The sequence below is a fragment of the Pantoea eucrina genome, assembly GCF_001691555.1.
Lineage (GTDB): Bacteria > Pseudomonadota > Gammaproteobacteria > Enterobacterales > Enterobacteriaceae > Pantoea > Pantoea borealis.
Window position 1 is genome coordinate 1,448,998 of record NZ_MAYN01000008.1, and the last position, 18,764, is coordinate 1,467,761.

Sequence of the window (18,764 nt, forward strand, 5' to 3'; positions counted from 1 at the left end):
CTCAGAGGCCCCATGACATCTGCACACCCTAACCGGCTGGTTTACGCCATCACGCTCGGACTCCTCGCGGCGCTCGGACCGCTCTGTATCGATCTTTACCTGCCTGCGCTGCCTGAACTGGCGCGCGATCTGCAAACGCAGACCTCGACGGCTCAGCTTAGCCTGACCGCCGGCCTGCTGGGGCTGGGGGCGGGACAGCTGTTATTCGGGCCCATGAGCGATAAATTTGGCCGCATCCGGCCCCTGCTGCTGTCACTGCTGCTGCTGTTTATTGCCTCTGTGGGCTGTGCGCTGGCAAAAGATATTCATTCGCTACTGATTGCCCGTCTGTTTGAGGGGCTGGCCGGCGCTGGCGGTGCCGTGCTGTCACGGGCCATTGCCCGTGATATGTACAGCGGACACGAGCTGACGCGCTTTTTTGCACTGCTGATGCTGGTGAACGGCCTTGCACCGGTGGGTGCGCCAGTGCTGGGCGGCGCGCTGATGACGATCATGAGCTGGCGCGGTATTTTCATCGTGCTGGCGGCGATTGCTATTTTGCTGATTCTGCTGGCGCGCTGGCAGCTGCATGAGACGCTGCCGGCCGCGCGCCGTAGCCAGGGTTCTCTTTTTTCTGCCTGGGCGGCACTGGGCCAGGTCGTCACGCACCGCCCCTTTATGGGCTTTTGTCTGACGCAGGGCTTTATGATGTCGGGCATGTTTGCCTATATCGGCGCCTCGCCATTTGTGCTGCAGCAGATCTACGGCCTGTCGCCGCAGGCGTTCAGCCTCTGCTTTGCCGCCAACGGTTTTGGCCTGATTATTGCTTCACAAACCAGCGCGCGTCTCTGCCCGCTCTGGGGCGAATATCGGGTGCTTAAGGGCGGGCTGATGCTGGCGTTTGTGGCCTCTGCTACGCTGCTGACAGCCGCACTGAGCGGAGCCGCGCTGCCGGTTATCCTGGTCGCGCTGTTTTTCTCTATCGCCAGTAATGGTGTGATAGCAACCACCGCCGCATCGCTGGCAATGCAGAGTCAGGGACATCGCGCCGGCAGTGCTTCTGCGGTCATCGGCGTGACGATGTTTACGCTGGGCGCCATTAGCGTGCCGGTCAGCGGGGTGGGCGGGACCTCGGTTATCAGCATGAGCGCCACGATATTTGGCTGCTTTATGCTGGCGATCCTGATGTTTACCCTGCTGGCACAGCGTCCGAAAAGCGCCTGATTCAGCAGCAAACCGTCTGCACTCGCCGCCGTTTGGCTTGTTGTTTTGCGGCCAAGGCGTTAGCTTTAGCTGATGTTACGCATCATGCCGTCAGGCTTCCGACTTAAGGAGAGGTTCATGTCACTGCAGCAGGAAATCATTCAGGCCCTTGGTGTTAAACCCGCTATCGATCCGCAGCAGGAGATCCGCGTCAGCGTCGATTTTCTGAAAGCCTATCTGAAAGCGCATCCTTTTCTGAAAACGCTGATTCTGGGCATCAGCGGCGGGCAGGATTCAACGCTGGTCGGGAAGCTGGCGCAGACCGCGGTCAGCGAGCTGCGTCATGAGACCGGCGATAAAGAGTACGCCTTTATTGCCGTGCGCCTGCCGTACGGTAAACAGGCCGATGAGCAGGATTGTCAGGATGCTCTGGCATTTATTCAGCCTGACCGTACTCTGGTGGTTAATATCAAAGAGGCGGTACTGGCCAGCGAGCGCGCACTGCAGGAAGCGGGTATTGCGCTGTCAGATTTTGTACGCGGTAACGAAAAAGCGCGCGAGCGCATGAAGGCGCAGTACAGCATTGCCGGGATGACCAAAGGCATCGTGCTGGGCACCGATCACGCGGCGGAAGCGGTCACCGGTTTTTATACCAAATATGGCGACGGCGGCAGCGATGTAAACCCGATCTTCCGCCTTAACAAAGGCCAGGGTAAACAGCTGCTGAAAGCGCTGGGTTGCCCGGAACATCTCTGGATGAAACACCCGACGGCCGATTTGGAAGACGATCGTCCCGGCCTGCAGGATGAAGTGGCGCTTGGCGTCACCTACCAGCAGATCGATGATTATCTGGAAGGAAAAACCATTGATGCCGGGGCTGCGAAAACCATTGAGGGCTGGTACACCAAAACCGAGCATAAACGCCGTTTGCCGGTTACTGTTTTTGACGACTACTGGAAAAAGTAACCTCTCCCTGCGGCTCTCCCTCTGCGGAGAGAGAGTCGCGCCCCGCTTGCCACTGGCGATAAAAACAGCACGCTGATACACTGTATACAAAACCAGTAAGCGGAGCATTCTTTGGTCAGACGAGCAACCAGCCATCGCCTCGACTTTGACGCGGCGGCAATCTATCAATATCCCGAACACCTGCGCCAGTGGCTTGAAGGGCTGCCTAAAGTGCCCGGCGTCTACACCTTTCACGGCGAGAGCGAAAACCTGCCGCTTTATATCGGCAAAAGCATTAATTTGCGCAGCCGGGTTATGGCGCATTTTCGCACCACGGATGAAGCGAGCATGCTGCGTCAGGCGCGGCGCGTAAGCTGGATCCCTACCGCCGGCGATATTGGCGCACAGCTGCTGGAAGCGCAGATGATCAAAACGCAGCAACCGCTGTTCAATAAGCGCCTGCGTAAAAATCGTCAGCTCTGCTCACTCCAGCTGGGCGAAGGCGCGCCGGAAGTGGTTTATGCAAAAGATGTCGATTTCTCACGTTCGCCCGATCTTTACGGGCTGTTTCGCAGCCGTTTCGCCGCGCTGGAGAAGCTCAAAAGCATGGCAGACGATCTGCAGCTCTGTCACGGCCTGCTCGGGCTGGAGAGCCTGCGGCCGGGGCGCGGCTGCTTTCGCGCAGCGCTGAAGCGCTGTGCCGGTGCCTGCTGCGGAAAAGAGAGCGTGGAAGCGCATCAGCAGCGGCTCCGTGAGGGCCTGGAACGCTTTCGCGTGGTGTGCTGGCCGTGGGAAGGCCCGGTTGGCATGGTGGAGCGCGGTGCTGAGATGACGCAAATCCATGTAATCGATCACTGGTTCTGGCTGGGGTCTGTGGCCACTGAAGCGGAAGCGCGCCAGCTGCAGCGCGCGCGCCAGGGATTTGATCACGACGGCTATAAAATACTCTGCCGTCCGCTGCTTTCCGGCGAGTTCCCGCTGATAGAGCTGTAAAAAAACCGCCGACGCTGTTCAGGGCGGCACTCTGTCCTGAACAGCGCCGGCGGTCTTAATCCGGGTCGGTTACGGTGTGTTTACTCACCGTCAGCAGGCGGTGGTGGCATTTTACCATCGTGTGGCGCTTTTTCCGTCAGGCGCGTTTCGAAATTGGCGTTGTACTGCTTTTTCTGTTCCGGCGTCAGTACGTTGTAGATTTTGTTCTGCGTTTCCATCATGCGTACCGCATTCTCTTTAGCATTCGCGGTCATTTTCTCAGCCTGTGCTTCAGCTTTACTGCGATCAAAACTGTCGGCGGCAATAATGGCATGGTTCGCGCGGCGCGCTTCCGGCGACGGACGCTGCATCTCTTTATGACCATCCTGCATGATGGTGCGGATCTGCGTTTTCTGCGCATCGGTCAGCGTGATGCCTTTAAACATCTCCATACCGTGATGGCGCATTGGCTTATGCATCGGCTTTTCACTTCCGGCCGGCGGTGGCGTCAGGTTATCGGCCGCAGCGTGGACGATATTGGCGGCACCCAGTGCCATTGCGGTAGCCAGAAAAACAGAAGTCAGTTTACGCATAATATTGTCCTTTCTTGTCAGTTATATGACGACAGCCTGTGTCGCGTCTTCGGAAACAAGCATACGACGCTGAACGTCAACTACTCAGAACCTGAGTAAAGCCCTGAAAGCATAGAAGACAGATATCGTGCGATCATGGAGAGATTGCGAAGAATTACGTGAGAAAATGCAAAAGAGTATGACAACAGCGGGAAAATGGCAGGAATTAAGGAGGAGTGTAATGAGTTTGCCCGCAGCGGGAAAGCAAAATATTAAACGCTGCATATCAGCGGGCTGACGCCACCCACGCGTCAGCCGCGCCTCAGCCGTTTACTGCGCCGGCAGCTGTGCGTTCTCTTCCGTCAGCATCAGCCCGGCCCGCAGGCCCGGCGCCACCTGCGGATTGGGAAAGAGCACATATTCCCGCGCCTGCTGTACGTAATAGCGCGTATCGCCCTCTTCTGCCAGCAGCGTTCCCTGCGGGAAAGCGGTGAAATTCAGCGTGTCTGCGCTCATATGCAGCGTGAATCCCTCTCCCTGACGGGTGATCTGTTGTGAGACGTGATAGCGCCGCGGTTGTCTGAGCGGCTGCGGCCACGTTTCGCCTTCAAGCAGCGCAGCGAGTGCCTGCTGCACCGCGCTGAACTGCGACAGGTCATTGTCACCAAACGGCCGCGCCTTGCCCAGTTCGAGCGTCGAGCTCGCCGCATGATGATGCTCGCAGCTGTAGTGGGTAAAGGTGCCGCCTGGCGCACGATGAAAAACCAGTGCCTCCAGATCAGCGGCGGCCAGCCATTGCATAAACGTATCCGGCCACGGCCGTTCGCTCGCGGGCATAACGGCAAAGCGCGGATAATACGAACCGCGAATGGCGGTATGCAGATCAAGATGCCAGCGCGACGTCTGCCTGTGACAGCTTCGCCAGAAGCGCTCCATGACCTGTTCCAGCTGCAGGGCGCGCTGCGCTTCACTGGTTTCACTGACCCTCTGCCAGCGGCCACCAAACAGCCGGTTGAGATCGTACTGCTGATAGCGACGGCCGCTGCGCAGCGCTGCCGGATTACCCAGTATCACCAGCAGCCGCACTGCCAGCGGTTTCTCTCCGCTCAGCAGCGGCGCCAGCAGCTGTTCCACTATTTCCACCGGCGCCGTTTCATTACCGTGGATCCCTGCTGACAGCACCAGTGCCCGATCGCAGTGCGTCAGCGGCGTCAGCGAGAGGATCCCTTCCGCCTGCCACTGCCAGCGCAGATACGCGGTCTCTCCCTGCGTAACGGCAGGCGACGTGCCCGCCAGCGTCTGTTGTAAAAAACTGCGCATGCTTTCTCCTTTATCCTGCCTGAACGTCAGCGCTGAAAGGCGTAGACGCTGCCCAGCTTCAGCAGCTGCGTCAGCGCATCCAGAGCGTCACGTCCCTCCTGCAGCAGCGCCGGATCGGCCAAATCCGCCTGCGTGAGATGGTCGCGATAGTGGCGCCCGGCCCACTGGCTGAGCTGCGTAAACAGCTGCTCGTTCATCATGACTGCCGGATTGACCGCCCGCTGCTCTTCCGCCGTCAGTACTACCCGCAGACGCAGGCAGGCTGGCCCGCCGCCGTTGCACATGCTTTCGCGCAGATCGAATACCGTGAGCTCCCGAATCGGTCCGCCGCTCTCAGCCAGCTCCGTCAGATAAGCCCAGACACCCGGATGCTGTCGTGACTCTTCGGGCAAAACCAGCCGCATACCGCCATCGGGGTGCTGCAGCAGCTGGCTGTTGAACAGATAGGTCGCCACCGCATCGCTGACGGATACGCGCGCGCGCGGCACCACGATGGCAGTAAAACCCGGCACCCGCTCTGCCAGCTGTTTCAGCAACGCAGGCTGATTGACAAAAGCGTCCTCATGGCAGAACAGCACCTGCTGATTACTGACGGCAATCACATCATTGTGGAAGACACCCTGATCGATCACCGCCGGGTTCTGCTGCGCGAAGATCGTCCGCGCCTCATCAAGCTGATGCAGACGCGCAACGGCCCTGCTCGCTTCCAGCGTCTGGCGTGCCGGATAGCGTTCAGGCGTAATGCCGGCGTGCTGTCCCTCGCGTCCATAGACAAACAGCTGCAGGCCGGCGTCGCCGTAGCGCGCCGCGAAGCGATTGTGATTCGCGGCCCCTTCGTCACCAAACAGCGCCACCTGCGGCAGCGCGTCATGCACGCAGAAACGCTGCGGGTCGCGGAAAATTGCCCGCAGCAGGTCAGCCGTTTCCGGCGCTTCAATGGCGCGGTGAAACGTATTATTCAGATTGGCAACGGTAAAGTGAACGCGTCCGTCACCGCTGTCTGCCGACGGCGAGACGGTCGCCGCGTTGGCAACCCACATTGCCGAAGCGGAGCTGGCGGCAGAGAGCAGCTGCGGTGCCTGCTGTGCAGCGCGCGCCAGCACCCGGGCATCACTGCCGTGAAAACCGAGCTGGCGCAGCAGCGGCAGATTAGGCCGCTCGTGCGGCGGGATCACCCCCTGCAGATAACCAAGATCGGCCAGCGCTTTCATTTTGCGCAGCCCCTGCAGCACCGCCAGCCTGGGATTAGAAGGCCGCAGCTGATTGCGGGTTGACGCCTCATTACCAAACGACAGGCCCGCGTAGTGGTGCGTCAGACCAACCAGGCCATCAAAATTCACTTCAGCTGCGTTCATCGCGTGCTCCCTGAGCAGAGAAGTCAAGACCCGGTGAGAGCGTGTCGGGCAGAGCCAGACTGCTGCTTTCAAGGGTTGCCATCGGCCACGCGCAATAGTCCGCGGCATACCATGCGCTGGCGCGGTGGTTGCCGGATGCGCCGATGCCGCCAAACGGCGCAGTGCTGGCCGCGCCGGTAAGCGGCTTGTTCCAGTTGACGATACCGGCACGCGCTTCCAGCAGCAGCTGATCAAACTGCGCGCGCTGCGGTGAGATCAGACCGCATGAGAGGCCATAGCGTGTGGCGTTAGCCAGCGTAATCGCCTCACTGTAGTCGTCATAACGGATGATTTGCAGCAGCGGTCCGAACACCTCTTCATCCGGCAGCGCGCTCACATACGTCATATCAATGATGCCTGGGGTGATAAGCGCGCGCTGGCGATCCGGCCACTGCATATTCAGCAGCACTTCACCGCCCAGCGCCACGCGCTGCTGCCACGCCTGATAAATATGTCCGGCAGCGGCAGGCGAAATCACGCTACCCATAAACGGCTGCGGCTCCGCATTCCACGCCGCGGGCTGCAGCCGGCTGCAGACGGCCACCAGCCGCTGCAGAAACGCGTCACCCGCCGCGCCCCGTTTTACCAGCAGGCGACGCGCGCAGGTGCAGCGCTGCCCGGCAGAAATAAAAGCTGACTGAATAGCAATATGTACGGCGCCATCAATATCTGCCGGATCTTCGACAATCAGCGCATTATTGCCGCCCATCTCCAGCGCCAGCATCTTCTCCGGCTGGCCGGCAAACTGCCGGTGCAGGTGGTACCCCGTGGCGGCGCTGCCGGTAAACAGCACCCCGTCAATCTGCTCTGCCTGTGCCAGCGCCTGGCCGCTTTCACGTCCGCCCTGCACCATATTGAGCACGCCCGCCGGCAGCGCTGCCTGCTGCCACAGCTGCACGGTTCGTTCCGCGGTCAGCGGCGTCAGCTCGCTGGGCTTAAACACCACGCAGTTTCCCGCCAGCAGCGCGGGCACAATGTGGCCATTTGGCAGATGCCCCGGAAAATTATAGGGCCCGAACACCGCCAGTACCCCGTGCGGACGATGGCGCAGTGCGCTTTCACCCGACTGCTGTTCGCCGGTACGGGCATGGTACGCTTTCACTGAAATGGCAATTTTATTGATCATCGCCTGCACTTCAGTCAGCGTCTCCCAGCGCGGTTTGCCGGTTTCCTGTGAGATGATTTCCGCCAGCTCTGTCTTATGCTGCTCCAGCAGAGCGGCAAAGGTTTCCACTCCCGCCTGGCGCGCCGTAAACGGCAGTCGCGCCCAGTGCGGAAACGCCGCGCGGGCTGCCGCACAGGCGGCGCTGACCTGAGCCACAGAGGCGGCGTTGCCCTGCCAAAGCGGTTCACCTGAAACCGGATCGGCTTTCGTGAAGGCGTCACCGTCGCCGCGCAGCCACTGATTATTAATAAAGTGCGTCATGCCTGTTTCTCCTCGCGGCAGAGTGTTACAACCCGTAGCGCATCACCATATTCACAGCACAGCGCCTGACGCTGGCTCTCACTGAGACAGACGTGACCGGTGGCGATATCCACCGGCAGCAGCGTGGCGCGAAAGCGCTGATAATTGCTGTTAGCAACCAGGCAGAGCGGCCAGTGCGCCTGCGCCTCACCGGCACCTGCCGGCAGCAGCGTGCTTTTTCGAATCGCCCGGATACGATCAATTTCACACTCCAGCGTCGGTCCGCCATCAAAGATGTCGATATAGTTCTGATAGCGAAAACCCTCCGCCTCCAGCACCGCGCGCGCCGGAGCCGTTTTCGGGTGCACTTCACCAATGACGTGCTGCGCCGCCTCGCTGAGATAGTGAATATAGAGCGGATGTTTCGGCATCAGCTCCGCGATAAACGCTTTCTGACCGGTGCCGCTGAGAAAATCTGCCTGGCGAAACGGCATCGAGAAGAAATGGCTGCCTACGCTGTCCCAGAAAGGAGAGTGCCCGCTGTCATCGCTGACGCCGCGCATCTCTGCCACCACGTTACGCATAAAGCGATCGCGGAAGTTCGCCATAAAAAGAAAGCGTGATTTAGAGAGTAAATAGCCGTTCCTGCCGTCGCGGTAGTCGGGATCGAGAAACAGCGTACAGAGTTCGCTGCTGCCGGTATGGTCGTTACTGAGCGACAGCACCGGCAGACTGGCGTACACATTCAGCTCTCTGGAGGCGTGTACCTGCGTGCCGACCCGGAAGTTGTACCACGGCTCCTGTAACCCGACCGCCACTTCAATCGCGCAGATCCCCACGGCCCGGTTATCGTCACTGTCGGCCAGCACAAAGACATAACCCTGTTCAGCACGCGGCAGCGCACCCTGCCAGGTCAGCAGTGAACGCTCAATACGTGCCTGCAGCGTGGCGCTGTCTTCCGGCAGCGAGGTAAGCCCGCCGCCGGTTTTGCCCGCCAGCAGGAGCAGCTGCGCCAGGTCATCATGTTCAACCGGGCGGATCACCATCATGATGTGGCTCCTCTGAGAATACGTTCACAGGCACGTTCAAAGCGGGCCAGGCCCTGCTGCACGTCTTCCTGACTGATATTAAGCGCGGGCGCAAAGCGCACTACGCTGGCACCGGCAATCAGGACCATCACGCCTTCTTCGGCGGCCGTGAGATTGAACTGTTTGGCTTTTCCGGCGAAATCGTCGTTGAGTACGGCGCCAATCAGCAGCCCGAGGCCGCGGATGGTTTTAAACACCGGCAGCCGCTGGTTAATCGCCTGAAGCTGATCAACAAACCACTGATGCCGCTCGGTCACGCCAGCGAGAAAAGCGGGCTGGTTGACCAGCTCCAGCACTTTACCCGCCACCGCACCCGCCAGCGGGTTACCGCCATAGGTCGTACCGTGTGTGCCCACCCCCATCACCTGCGCCAGATCCTCACGCGTCAGCATGGCACCAATCGGGAAGCCGCCGCCCAGCGCTTTTGCGGTAGTGAGCACGTCCGGCGTAACGCCGTAGTGCATATAGGCGTAAAGCGATCCGGTACGCCCCACGCCGCTCTGCACTTCATCAAAAATCAGCAGCGCCTGATGGCGATCGCACAGCTCACGCAGACCGCGCAGGAAGGCTGCATCGGCAGGCAATACGCCGCCCTCGCCCTGAATCGGTTCAACAATCACGGCACAGGTGCTGTCATTAATCAGCGCAGCGGCCGATTCCAGGTGATTAAACTGCGCATGCTGAATGGCCGGCGGCAGCGGCGCAAAGTCGCGCGAATAGGCGGGCTGTCCGCCAGCCGACACCGTAAACAGGGTGCGGCCATGAAAAGCGTTGGTGAACGCCACAATGCCGCTTTTTTGATCGCCAAAGCGGTCGTGCGCCACTTTGCGCGCCAGCTTAAGCGCGGCTTCATTCGCCTCGGCGCCGGAGTTGCAGAAGAAAACGCGATCGGCAAACGTTGCGTCAATCAGCTGTTTTGCCAGCCGCAATACCGGCTCGTTGGTATAGCCATTGCCGGTATGCCACAGCTTTGCCGCCTGTTCTGTCAGCGCCTGCTGCAGCGCGGGGTGTGCATGGCCCAGCGCGTTCACGGCGATCCCGCCAGCAAAATCGATATACTCTTTGCCCTGTTGATCCCACAACCGCGATCCTTCAGCCCGTACCGGTACAAAGGCTGCTGGCGCATAGACCGGCATCATCCATTGATCAAAATCGTGACGTGTAACCTGCAGTGACATAGCCGGATCTCCTGCCTCACCCCGGGTGAAGCTATTGTTTTAAAATTGTTAAGAGTGCGTAATCAGCAGCCCGACTATAAGGTGCAGCAAGCGTGCCAGCCAGAGGGCATAATGCATAAAAGGGAGTCAACGACGAAATTTCAATAAGTTACGGCAGGCTGTTATTCACTTATTTTGCATAAAAAGTGAATATTATGGTTGCGCCGCCGCTAAGGCAGCAAATTATTTAGCGGATTTATGCATTTATGGAAGGAAATGTTGCTTTTGTGATCGCACAGCAAATATTTCGCCATAACAGGGCACGTGGCGCGTGCTGGCAGCGCAGCACGCGCTATCGTGGTGCGAAAAAGTGCCTTCGCGTACGGGTGCGATCAGGGCGCCATGATATCGAAACTGTCACGGTTATGCGGTTCCAGGGCCACCGGCGGCTGCAGCTGGAGATCGATCCAGTTTGAAGTGACCCGCTGCTGTTTACTGTCTTCAACCGTCACCGACAGACGATAGTGATTCGTTGCGCCTGGCGAACTGTCCCAGGCGGGCATAATAATGCTCCAGCCCTGCGGATCGTCAGGCCGGGTACCCGGCGTCAGACTCAGCGCCTGCGTGTCGCCCTGCCAGCTTACTTTACGTACCGGATTCGCGCTGCGGATCTGCACTTTCAGCGGCAGACTCTCACCAGGATTCAGCTGCCACGGCGGCGTGGCGAGAAAAACAGAGAAGGTTTTTCGCTGGCGAAAAGCCAGCACCGGCGTCGAGCTGCGCGTCACCGTATCATAGCGGCTGCCGCGCAGCGAACGGGTGGCGGCAACGTTATCCGGGCTGAGCTGCTGACTGAGCGCCACGCCGAACCGGTAGTTAAGATGCAGCCCGAGCTGATCCTGACTCTCCCCTTCGCTGCTGGTTTTGTGGCTGGCGGAAACGGTAACCAGTGGCACCGGCGTATAGGAGAGACCCAGCGTCAGCGCAGAGGGATTGTGATACGTGTTGCCGGAGTTAAACAGATCAACATTGTTGCCCAGATACTGTTGCCAGCTGACCGAAACGCCCAGCTGACGATAAAACGGCAGATAGCCGCGCGTGGTGACATCATAGCCGCGCGCCAGCCGCTGCTGCTGAAACGGATTGCGGTTGCGCCAGCCTGAAAGCGGCGTGTAGTAGTTAGCGGAAAAGCGCAAAAAGTCAGACCAGGCTTCAGTACCTACCGACGCACGCTGCAGTCCGCTGTCGAACATACGATCCACAAATCCGTTATAACCGAGCAGCCAGTTACCCGCCACCCAGCGCTGTCCCAGGCCGGCATTACCTATTATCCCGTCATCCGTCTGATGAACACCCAGCTCGCTGAAGGTCAGGTAGTTATAGCGATCGGCCCACGGCGTCAGCAGTGACGCACCGCTGCCGCTGAAGTTGCCTTCCATGTCGACATTAAGATCGATCTGCGCCTGCCCGTAAGGCGACAGCAGCAGCTGGCCTTCATCCGCCACCCGGGTCGCGACCTCATCGCGAAAGTGATTAAAGGCCCAGATCCCGGCCTGCTGCCCCAGTGAAGTATCACTGTCGCCGTTCTGGCTTGCTTCGCCAATACTCTTCGCGATGGTCGCCAGCTTTTTACTGAACACGTCGGTATCAGCGTTATAGCCCAGCGCCGGCAGGTTATCGGCGATTTGCCGGAAATGAGCAGGATCGGTAAAGGGGGCATCAGTGACGCGGGTAGCGGTCGTCAGCGCCAGCGCAGGCAGCGCTACGCCAGTCAGGCAGAATGGCAGAAGTGTGCGGATAAGCAGTGGCAACATAAAATCAGTTATCGTTTCGGTAATAAAGTAGATGGCGATCACAAAACGGCAGATCTAACCTTATCACACTCTGCTGATTCTGCTGGCTATTTAGGAGGATTTACGGAAAGCGGTGCAGGCGTATGGCAGAGCAGTGCAGAGACAGACCGGGTGCCTGTCTCTGCGCTGCGGTTAAAAACCTAAGCTGTCCAGCAGGTCATCAACCTGATCCTGACTGGAGACCACGCCAGGGGCGTTTGCGTGGATCTGTGGGCCGTTCAGCAGGCTGGTGGCATCTTTACGCGCCGTTGCGTTTGCTTCCGGCATGTTCTCCAGCAGCACCATCAGCAGCTGCCGTTCAATTTCCTGGATAACATCCATCATGCGCTTGATCACCTGACCCGTCAGGTCCTGAAAATCCTGCGCCATCATGATATCCAGCAGCTGCTTGTTGGTGAATGACGTGTGCTGCGGCACCTCAGCGAGAAACTCACGCGTATCCGAAACCAACTCGCGCGCATCAGCAAGCTCGATCGGGTTTTCAAACCACGCATCCCAGCGCCCTTTTAACTGGGTGGCGCCCGCTTCCATCTTATCCTGATGCGGCTGTGACGCTTCCACACTGTTCAGCGCGCGTTCTGCTGCCTGCGCCGTCATCTGTACTACGTAATCCAGACGATCGCGGGCATCCGGGATCGCTTCTGCGGCTTCGGCAATCGCCTGATCCAGCCCGAGTTCACGCAGGCTGTCGCGCAGCATACGCGTCAGCGAGCCAATTCGGGCAATAATGTCGTGTGCCGAGGCTTCTTCGGTTGATTTCGGAAGGTCGCTCATCACATCTCCTTACATGCCCAGTTTTTCAAAAATTTTACCCAGCTTCTCTTCCAGCGTGGCAGCGGTGAACGGTTTCACCACATAGCCGCTGGCGCCAGCCTGAGCGGCGGCAATAATGTTCTCTTTCTTCGCTTCTGCCGTGACCATCAGCACCGGCAGCTTGCTCAGCGTGGCGTCGGCGCGAATGGTCTGCAGCAGTTGCAGACCATCCATGTTTGGCATATTCCAGTCAGAAACCACGAAGTCGAAGCCGCCTGCGCGCAGTTTATTCAGCGCATCAACGCCATCCTCGGCCTCTTCAACATTATTAAAACCCAGCTCTTTCAGCAGGTTGCGGACGATGCGACGCATGGTGTTAAAGTCGTCCACTACCAAAAAGCGCATATTTTTATCAGCCATATCTACTCCTGTGTTGTCTCGTCCGGCAGGACGGGCTCGTTAAATTCGCAATGCCTGTCCGGCGCTAATTTTTGCCAGCATATGCTGGCTGATGTGGCCCAGATCGACCACTTCGCTGGCGCCGCCCATCGCTATCGCTTCGCGCGGCATGCCAAATACCACGCAGCTGGCTTCATCCTGCGCGATGGTCCAGGCGCCTGCGCGATGCATTTCCAGCATCCCGGCCGCGCCGTCATTTCCCATCCCGGTCAGAATGACGCCCACTGCATTTCGTCCTGCATTGACGGCCACCGAGCGAAACAGCACATCTACGGAAGGTTTGTGCCGGTTAACCGGCGGGCCATCATTAAGTTTTACAACGTAGTTCGCCCCGCTACGCCCCAGCTCCATATGCATTGCGCCGGGCGCGATATAGGCGTGGCCTGGCAGAATACGTTCACCATCCTCTGCCTCTTTCACGGTGATCTGGCAGAGCTTGTTCAGCCGTTCGGCAAACGAGCGGGTAAAGCCCGGCGGCATATGCTGCGTGATCAGCAGCGCCGGACTGGTCGCCGGCAGCGGCTGCAGTACATGACGGATCGCTTCCGTACCGCCGGTGGAAGAGCCGATTGCAATCAGCTTTTCACTGCTGAGCAGCGGACCGGCTTTCAGCGTGACCGGCGCCGGCGACACGGTGCGCGTATGCAGCTTCGCCCGCGCCGCGCCGCGGATTTTGTCAGCGATCATCTGGCTGTAAGCCAGCATACCCTCGCGGATCCCCAGCTGCGGTTTCGTGACAAAATCCACCGCCCCCAGCTCCAGCGCGCGCAGCGTCACTTCCGAGCCCTTACCGGTGAGCGAGGAGACCATCACTACCGGCATCGGCCGCAGACGCATCAGCTTTTCCAGAAAATCGAGGCCATCCATACGCGGCATCTCGACATCCAGCGTCAGCACCTGCGGGTTGTACTGTTTGATCAAATCCCGCGCCACCAGCGGGTCCGGTGCCGTCGCGACCATCTCCATATCGGGATGGCTATTGATGATTTCCGTCATCAGCTGACGCATCAGCGCCGAGTCATCCACGCACATCACGGTGATTTTGCTCATCGTCTTTCCTTAGTCAGCCCATACACGGTCTGCCCGCGCAGCCAGAACTCTTTGCTGATCTGGCTGAAGTTTTCCGAATGCCCGGCAAACAGCACTCCACCCGGCTTCAGCAGCGGAACAAAGCGGCGCAGGATTTTTTCCTGAGTCTCTTTATCGAAATAGATCATTACGTTGCGGCAAAAAATAGCGTCAAACGGTCCGGGCAGTGCCCACTCATTGGCCAGCAGATTCAGCTGCGAGTAGTGCACCATGCCTGCCAGCTCGGAACGTACGCGCACCATGCCTTCATGCGGGCCAGTGCCGCGCAGAAAGAAGCGCTGCAGCTGTGACTGCGACAGCGTACGCAGCTCCTCCTGGCGATAGACGCCCGCCACCGCTTTTTCCAGCACCTGTGTATCGATGTCGCTGGCATGAACCTGAAATTTTCCCGGTCCGGTGCCCAGCGTTTCCGCCAGCGTCATCGCGATTGAATAAGGCTCTTCTCCGGTTGACGCGGCAGTACTCCAGACGCTGTAGCTTCCGCTGCGCTTCCGGGCATGTTCTGCCAGAATCGGGAAGTGATGCGCTTCGCGAAAAAACGAGGTCAGGTTAGTGGTCAGCGCATTGATAAACGCCTGCCATTCAGCGCTGTTTGGATCCTGCTCAAGCAGCGCCAGATAGCGGCCAAAATCGTCGATATTCAGCGTCCGCAGCCGCCGGACCAGGCGGTTGTAGACCATCTCACGTTTATGATCGGCCAGTACAATACCCGCACGCTGATAGATCAGCTGGCTGATACGACGAAAGTGCGTATCGGAGAGCGGCAGACGCTGTACCATCTGTGCAAGCAGCGTGGTCGGCTCATTTTGATCCAGGAACGTCGATTTCTTCATCTCGGGCCATCCGGCAACAAACTGTTAAGTGATTATTCTCTGATTGCTACGCTGCTGCCGGTACTTACCGGGTTAGCGGGCCGCCAGAAGCGGCCCGGCTGCGTTAAAAGGTTTCCCAGTTATCATCAGCGCCGCGTGCGCCAGGAGCGGGTGCCAGCGCTTTTTGTACAACCGGCGGTACCTTTTTCAACGCTGTAGATACGTTAACGGCCTGCGCGACAAATTCTTTACCAATATTGAACACAGCAACGGATTGTTTCAGGCGGCTGGCCTGCTCTTCCAGCGCCGCGGCGGCCGTCGCAGCCTCTTCAACCAGCGCGGCGTTCTGCTGCGTGACCCGGTCCATTTCCGTCACGGCCACGCCAACCTGATCGATACCTTTGCTCTGCTCATCCGAAGCAGACGCGATTTCACCCATGATGTCGGTCACACGCGTAACGGCGCTGACGATCTCACTCATGGTTTCACCTGCGCTCTCCACCAGCACGGAGCCGGTATTAACGCGGCTGACAGAATCTTCGATCAGCGCTTTGATCTCTTTAGCCGCCTGAGCACTGCGCTGTGCCAGACTGCGCACCTCACCCGCAACCACCGCAAATCCGCGGCCCTGCTCACCGGCGCGGGCCGCTTCTACCGCAGCGTTCAGCGCCAGAATATTGGTCTGGAAGGCGATCCCATCAATAACGCTGGTGATATCCGCAATTTTCTTTGAACTGCCGGCGATATCTTTCATGGTGCTCACCACGCCATCGACCACTTTGCCCCCCTGCTGCGCGGTCTCTGAGGCGTTAAGCGCCAGCTGCGATGCCTGACGGGCATTGTCTGCGTTCAGCTTCACCGTGGCAGTAAGCTGCTCCATGCTGGCAGCCGTCTGCTCCAGCGAAGCCGCCTGCTGTTCGGTACGTGAAGAGAGATCGTTATTACCCATCGCGATTTCACTCGCGCCGGTATAGATAGCGTCAGACCCATCGCGTACGGTACGCACCGTGCGCGCCAGCTCCTGCTGCATCTCGGCCAGCGAACGGAGCAGATCGCCCACTTCGTTACGCACGCTGACTTCAACACTCTGCGTTAAATCGCCCCGCGCGATGTGACGGATATGTTCAATGCTCTGTTTCAGCGGCCGGATCAGCGCTGAGCGCATACCGCTCCAGACCAGCGTGATAACCAGCAGCGTCATCAGCAGGGTGCCCGCTACCAGCATGATGGCGTGACGATACGCGCGCTCATTGGCATCAATACCCTGTTGCGCCAGTCCCAGATTGGTACTGAGCCAGGCGTTGTAATCCTTTTCAAATTTGTCCTGCAGACTCTGAGTCGGCTGATCGACAAAGCCTTTAAAGTTGCCTGACCCCAGGAATACCACCAGCTCAGCCAGCGCATCGCGATAGGCTTTATAGTTGGCCTGCAGCGCCAGTACATTCTGCGCACTCTTTCCCTGTTCCGAGAGGCTGGCATTAAAATCGGCAAAGCCCGCATCGGCGGTTTGCAGCTCATCATTGGCGAGCGCAACCAGCTCTTTCACCGTGGCACCCGATCCCGCCATCTGGCTATCCTGCAGATAGCGAATACCGGCGCGGTTCAGCGTATTACGCGCCTGCACCAGCGATACCCAGGAGGTGCCCATGGCGCGCTGCAGGGTACTGAGGCGCTGGTTATAGGCAAAATTATCTTTATCGGCTTTTACCGTTGAGAAGAACATCCCACCGGAAAAAATCTGCAGCAGCGCAAACAGCGCCAGCACGCAAAGCAGGCCGGAAACAACACGAATACGACTAAACATAAACACCTCATTGGTTGGCGAATCGCTGTAGTTATCGGCGCACCAGAGGCAATCTTTACAGGAGGGTAATAGCGGAAGTGGCCCTCTTCCTTTCAGCAGGAAGAGAGCCGGTTACTGTCAGAACGTTTCCCAGTTCGCATCGCCCGCGGTAGCGCTGGCGGTGGCAGTTTTACGCACCGGGCTGCGCAGCGGCTGCGACTGCCTGGTTTCTGTCAGACGCTGGGCGGCCGGGGCTGCAGTACGCGGGATATGAAACACGGCGACCGACTGACTCAGGCGACTCGCCTGCGCTTCCAGCGACGCGGCGGCGGCGGCTGACTCCTCGACCAGGGCGGCGTTCTGCTGTGTCACCCGATCCATTTCAGTCACCGCGTGGCCCACCTGATCGATACCGCGACTCTGTTCATCTGACGCAGAGGCGATCTCGCCCATGATATCGGTGACGCGCGTGACGGCGCCGACGATATCGCTCATGGTGTCACCGGCGGTCCCGACCAGCTGCGAACCGGCATTAACCCGCGTGACCGACTCTTCAATCAGCCCTTTGATCTCTTTCGCCGCCTGGGCGCTGCGCTGTGCCAGACTGCGCACCTCACCCGCCACCACAGCAAAGCCGCGTCCCTGCTCACCGGCGCGTGCCGCTTCGACGGCGGCGTTGAGTGCCAGAATATTGGTCTGGAACGCAATACCATCAATAACGCTGATAATGTCGGCAATCTTTTTCGAACTGCCGGCAATATCGCTCATGGTACGTACCACGCCTTCCACCACGTCACCCCCTTTACGGGCCGTGTCAGAGGCGCTCAGCGCCAGCTGCGACGCCTGACGGGCATTTTCAGCGTTCTGTTTTACCGTGGCGGTAAGCTGTTCCATGCTGGCAGCCGTCTGTTCCAGTGAGGCTGCCTGCTCCTCAGTACGGGCAGACAGGTCATTATTACCGGCGGAGATTTCGCTGGCACCGGTGAAGATCGCATCAGAGCCATCGCGTACATCGCTGACGGTACGCACCAGTGACTGCTGCATCTCATGCAGACTGGCCGCCAGCTGGCTCATCTCATTGCGTCCTTCCACCTGAATCGGCTGGGTCAGGTCGCCGGAGGCGATATGACGGATATGCCCCAGCAGCGCGTGCAGCGGACGGATCAGCACCACCCGCAGGCCAAACCAGCAGCCGGCTATCACTGCAATGACCACCACCATCACGGCGGCCAGCAGCCACATCATGGTGGTAAAGGCGCGCTGATTCTGGACGACGCCTTTCGCCGCAAGTTCTGCCTGTGCAGTACGCCACTCTTCATAGGTCGCTTTCATTTTGACCTGCCGCGCCTCAATATTCTGCGCAAACATGCCCTGCAGATCGTTGGCTTTCAGGCGATCGAGCATCGCTTTCAGGCCGTCGTTAAAGGCGTTGTAGTCAGACTCCAGCCGTTCGGTTAACGCCTCCGGCAGACCCGGTGTGGATGGCAGGTTGTAGTAACGCTGGTAGTGATCGGCAGCCACGCTCAGCTGCTTCTCCGTCTGAGCAATCAGCGCGTTGAGCTGTCCGCCGTTGGTTTGCGTTGCCATACTGCCCTGCATACGCAGCATGGCGCGGTTAAGCACGGTACGGGTCTGATTAAGCTCAATCCACGCATCCGACATGGCGGCAACATTATTGGTAGAAGTCTGTGCGACGGCAAAAGCTTCTTTATCTTTGTTCAGCGCTGACCAGAACAGGCCGCCCGAGAGCAGCTGCAGCGCGCCAAAAATCAGCAGCACGGCGATCAGACTGGTAACGACGTTGATACGTTTTAACATGGTGTCTCCAGGAAGAATTTTGACACCCTGTTATCGACGCCAGCCGCAATTAATTGAGGTGGTTTACGCTTCTTTGCGCCTGTGCGGCCTTAATGAAGCTTTTGAGCCTGATTAATAACTAAAAAAACTGCCCTCTGTCACGTGTGACGGAGGGCATAACGG

16 protein-coding genes are annotated in these 18,764 nt (G+C 58.8%); 3 read left to right on the forward strand and 13 right to left on the reverse strand.

The window, feature by feature from the left end; all coding sequences use genetic code 11:
• Positions 1-12: 12 nt before the first annotated feature.
• The 3 genes from BBA90_RS12930 to cho all read left to right on the forward strand — a co-directional run bounded on the left by BBA90_RS12930 (position 13) and on the right by cho (position 3,120).
• On the forward strand, positions 13-1,203 hold the full coding sequence (locus BBA90_RS12930; RefSeq protein ID WP_065649498.1) for a multidrug effflux MFS transporter: 1,191 nt from the start codon (positions 13-15) through the stop codon (positions 1,201-1,203).
• Between the two features lie 117 nt (positions 1,204-1,320).
• Positions 1,321-2,148 (forward strand): ammonia-dependent NAD(+) synthetase, encoded by an 828-nt coding sequence (gene nadE / locus BBA90_RS12935; protein WP_065649499.1) that lies wholly within the window; start codon positions 1,321-1,323, stop codon positions 2,146-2,148.
• Positions 2,149-2,259: 111 nt separating this feature from the next.
• Entirely contained in the window at positions 2,260-3,120 is an 861-nt protein-coding gene (gene cho / locus BBA90_RS12940; RefSeq protein ID WP_065649500.1) for an excinuclease Cho, read from the forward strand.
• Between the two features lie 80 nt (positions 3,121-3,200).
• Here cho and spy read toward each other — a convergent pair whose 3' ends face one another.
• The 13 genes from spy to BBA90_RS13005 all read right to left on the reverse strand — a co-directional run bounded on the left by spy (position 3,201) and on the right by BBA90_RS13005 (position 18,602).
• Positions 3,201-3,692, reverse strand: coding sequence for an ATP-independent periplasmic protein-refolding chaperone Spy (gene spy, locus BBA90_RS12945; RefSeq protein WP_065649501.1), 492 nt, complete (start codon positions 3,690-3,692; stop codon positions 3,201-3,203).
• A gap of 309 nt (positions 3,693-4,001) precedes the next feature.
• A complete protein-coding gene (gene astE / locus BBA90_RS12950) occupies positions 4,002-4,991 on the reverse strand; it encodes a succinylglutamate desuccinylase (protein WP_065649502.1) in 990 nt (329 codons plus the stop codon).
• A gap of 26 nt (positions 4,992-5,017) precedes the next feature.
• The gene (gene astB, locus BBA90_RS12955; RefSeq protein ID WP_065649503.1) at positions 5,018-6,346 is read right to left on the reverse strand and encodes an N-succinylarginine dihydrolase; all 1,329 of its coding nucleotides are present in this window, start codon (positions 6,344-6,346) and stop codon (positions 5,018-5,020) included.
• Positions 6,333-7,811 carry a succinylglutamate-semialdehyde dehydrogenase gene (gene astD / locus BBA90_RS12960; RefSeq protein WP_065649504.1) on the reverse strand — a complete coding sequence of 493 codons (1,479 nt, stop codon included), beginning with the start codon at positions 7,809-7,811 and terminating at the stop codon, positions 6,333-6,335. Before astD ends, astB begins: the two co-directional genes overlap by 14 nt.
• Positions 7,808-8,839, reverse strand: a complete 1,032-nt coding sequence (gene astA / locus BBA90_RS12965) for an arginine N-succinyltransferase (protein WP_065649505.1) — start codon at positions 8,837-8,839, stop codon at positions 7,808-7,810. The genes astD and astA overlap by 4 nt, the downstream gene beginning before the upstream one ends.
• Positions 8,836-10,056 (reverse strand): aspartate aminotransferase family protein, encoded by a 1,221-nt coding sequence (locus tag BBA90_RS12970; RefSeq protein ID WP_065649506.1) that lies wholly within the window; start codon positions 10,054-10,056, stop codon positions 8,836-8,838. Before BBA90_RS12970 ends, astA begins: the two co-directional genes overlap by 4 nt.
• A 371-nt stretch (positions 10,057-10,427) precedes the next feature.
• On the reverse strand, positions 10,428-11,849 hold the full coding sequence (locus tag BBA90_RS12975; protein WP_065650481.1) for a YchO/YchP family invasin: 1,422 nt from the start codon (positions 11,847-11,849) through the stop codon (positions 10,428-10,430).
• 171 nt (positions 11,850-12,020) lie between these two features.
• Positions 12,021-12,662 carry a protein phosphatase CheZ gene (cheZ, locus tag BBA90_RS12980; protein WP_065649507.1) on the reverse strand — a complete coding sequence of 214 codons (642 nt, stop codon included), beginning with the start codon at positions 12,660-12,662 and terminating at the stop codon, positions 12,021-12,023.
• Positions 12,663-12,671: 9 nt separating this feature from the next.
• Positions 12,672-13,061, reverse strand: a complete 390-nt coding sequence (gene cheY, locus BBA90_RS12985) for a chemotaxis response regulator CheY (protein ID WP_039384013.1) — start codon at positions 13,059-13,061, stop codon at positions 12,672-12,674.
• Between the two features lie 39 nt (positions 13,062-13,100).
• Positions 13,101-14,150: a protein-glutamate methylesterase/protein-glutamine glutaminase gene (locus tag BBA90_RS12990; protein ID WP_065649508.1), complete on the reverse strand. Its 1,050-nt coding sequence runs from the start codon at positions 14,148-14,150 to the stop codon at positions 13,101-13,103.
• On the reverse strand, positions 14,147-15,022 hold the full coding sequence (gene cheR, locus BBA90_RS12995) for a protein-glutamate O-methyltransferase CheR (protein WP_065649509.1): 876 nt from the start codon (positions 15,020-15,022) through the stop codon (positions 14,147-14,149). Before cheR ends, BBA90_RS12990 begins: the two co-directional genes overlap by 4 nt.
• A 103-nt stretch (positions 15,023-15,125) precedes the next feature.
• Entirely contained in the window at positions 15,126-16,805 is a 1,680-nt protein-coding gene (locus BBA90_RS13000) for a methyl-accepting chemotaxis protein (protein ID WP_065649510.1), read from the reverse strand.
• A gap of 117 nt (positions 16,806-16,922) precedes the next feature.
• On the reverse strand, positions 16,923-18,602 hold the full coding sequence (locus BBA90_RS13005; protein WP_065649511.1) for a methyl-accepting chemotaxis protein: 1,680 nt from the start codon (positions 18,600-18,602) through the stop codon (positions 16,923-16,925).
• Positions 18,603-18,764 lie beyond the last annotated feature (162 nt).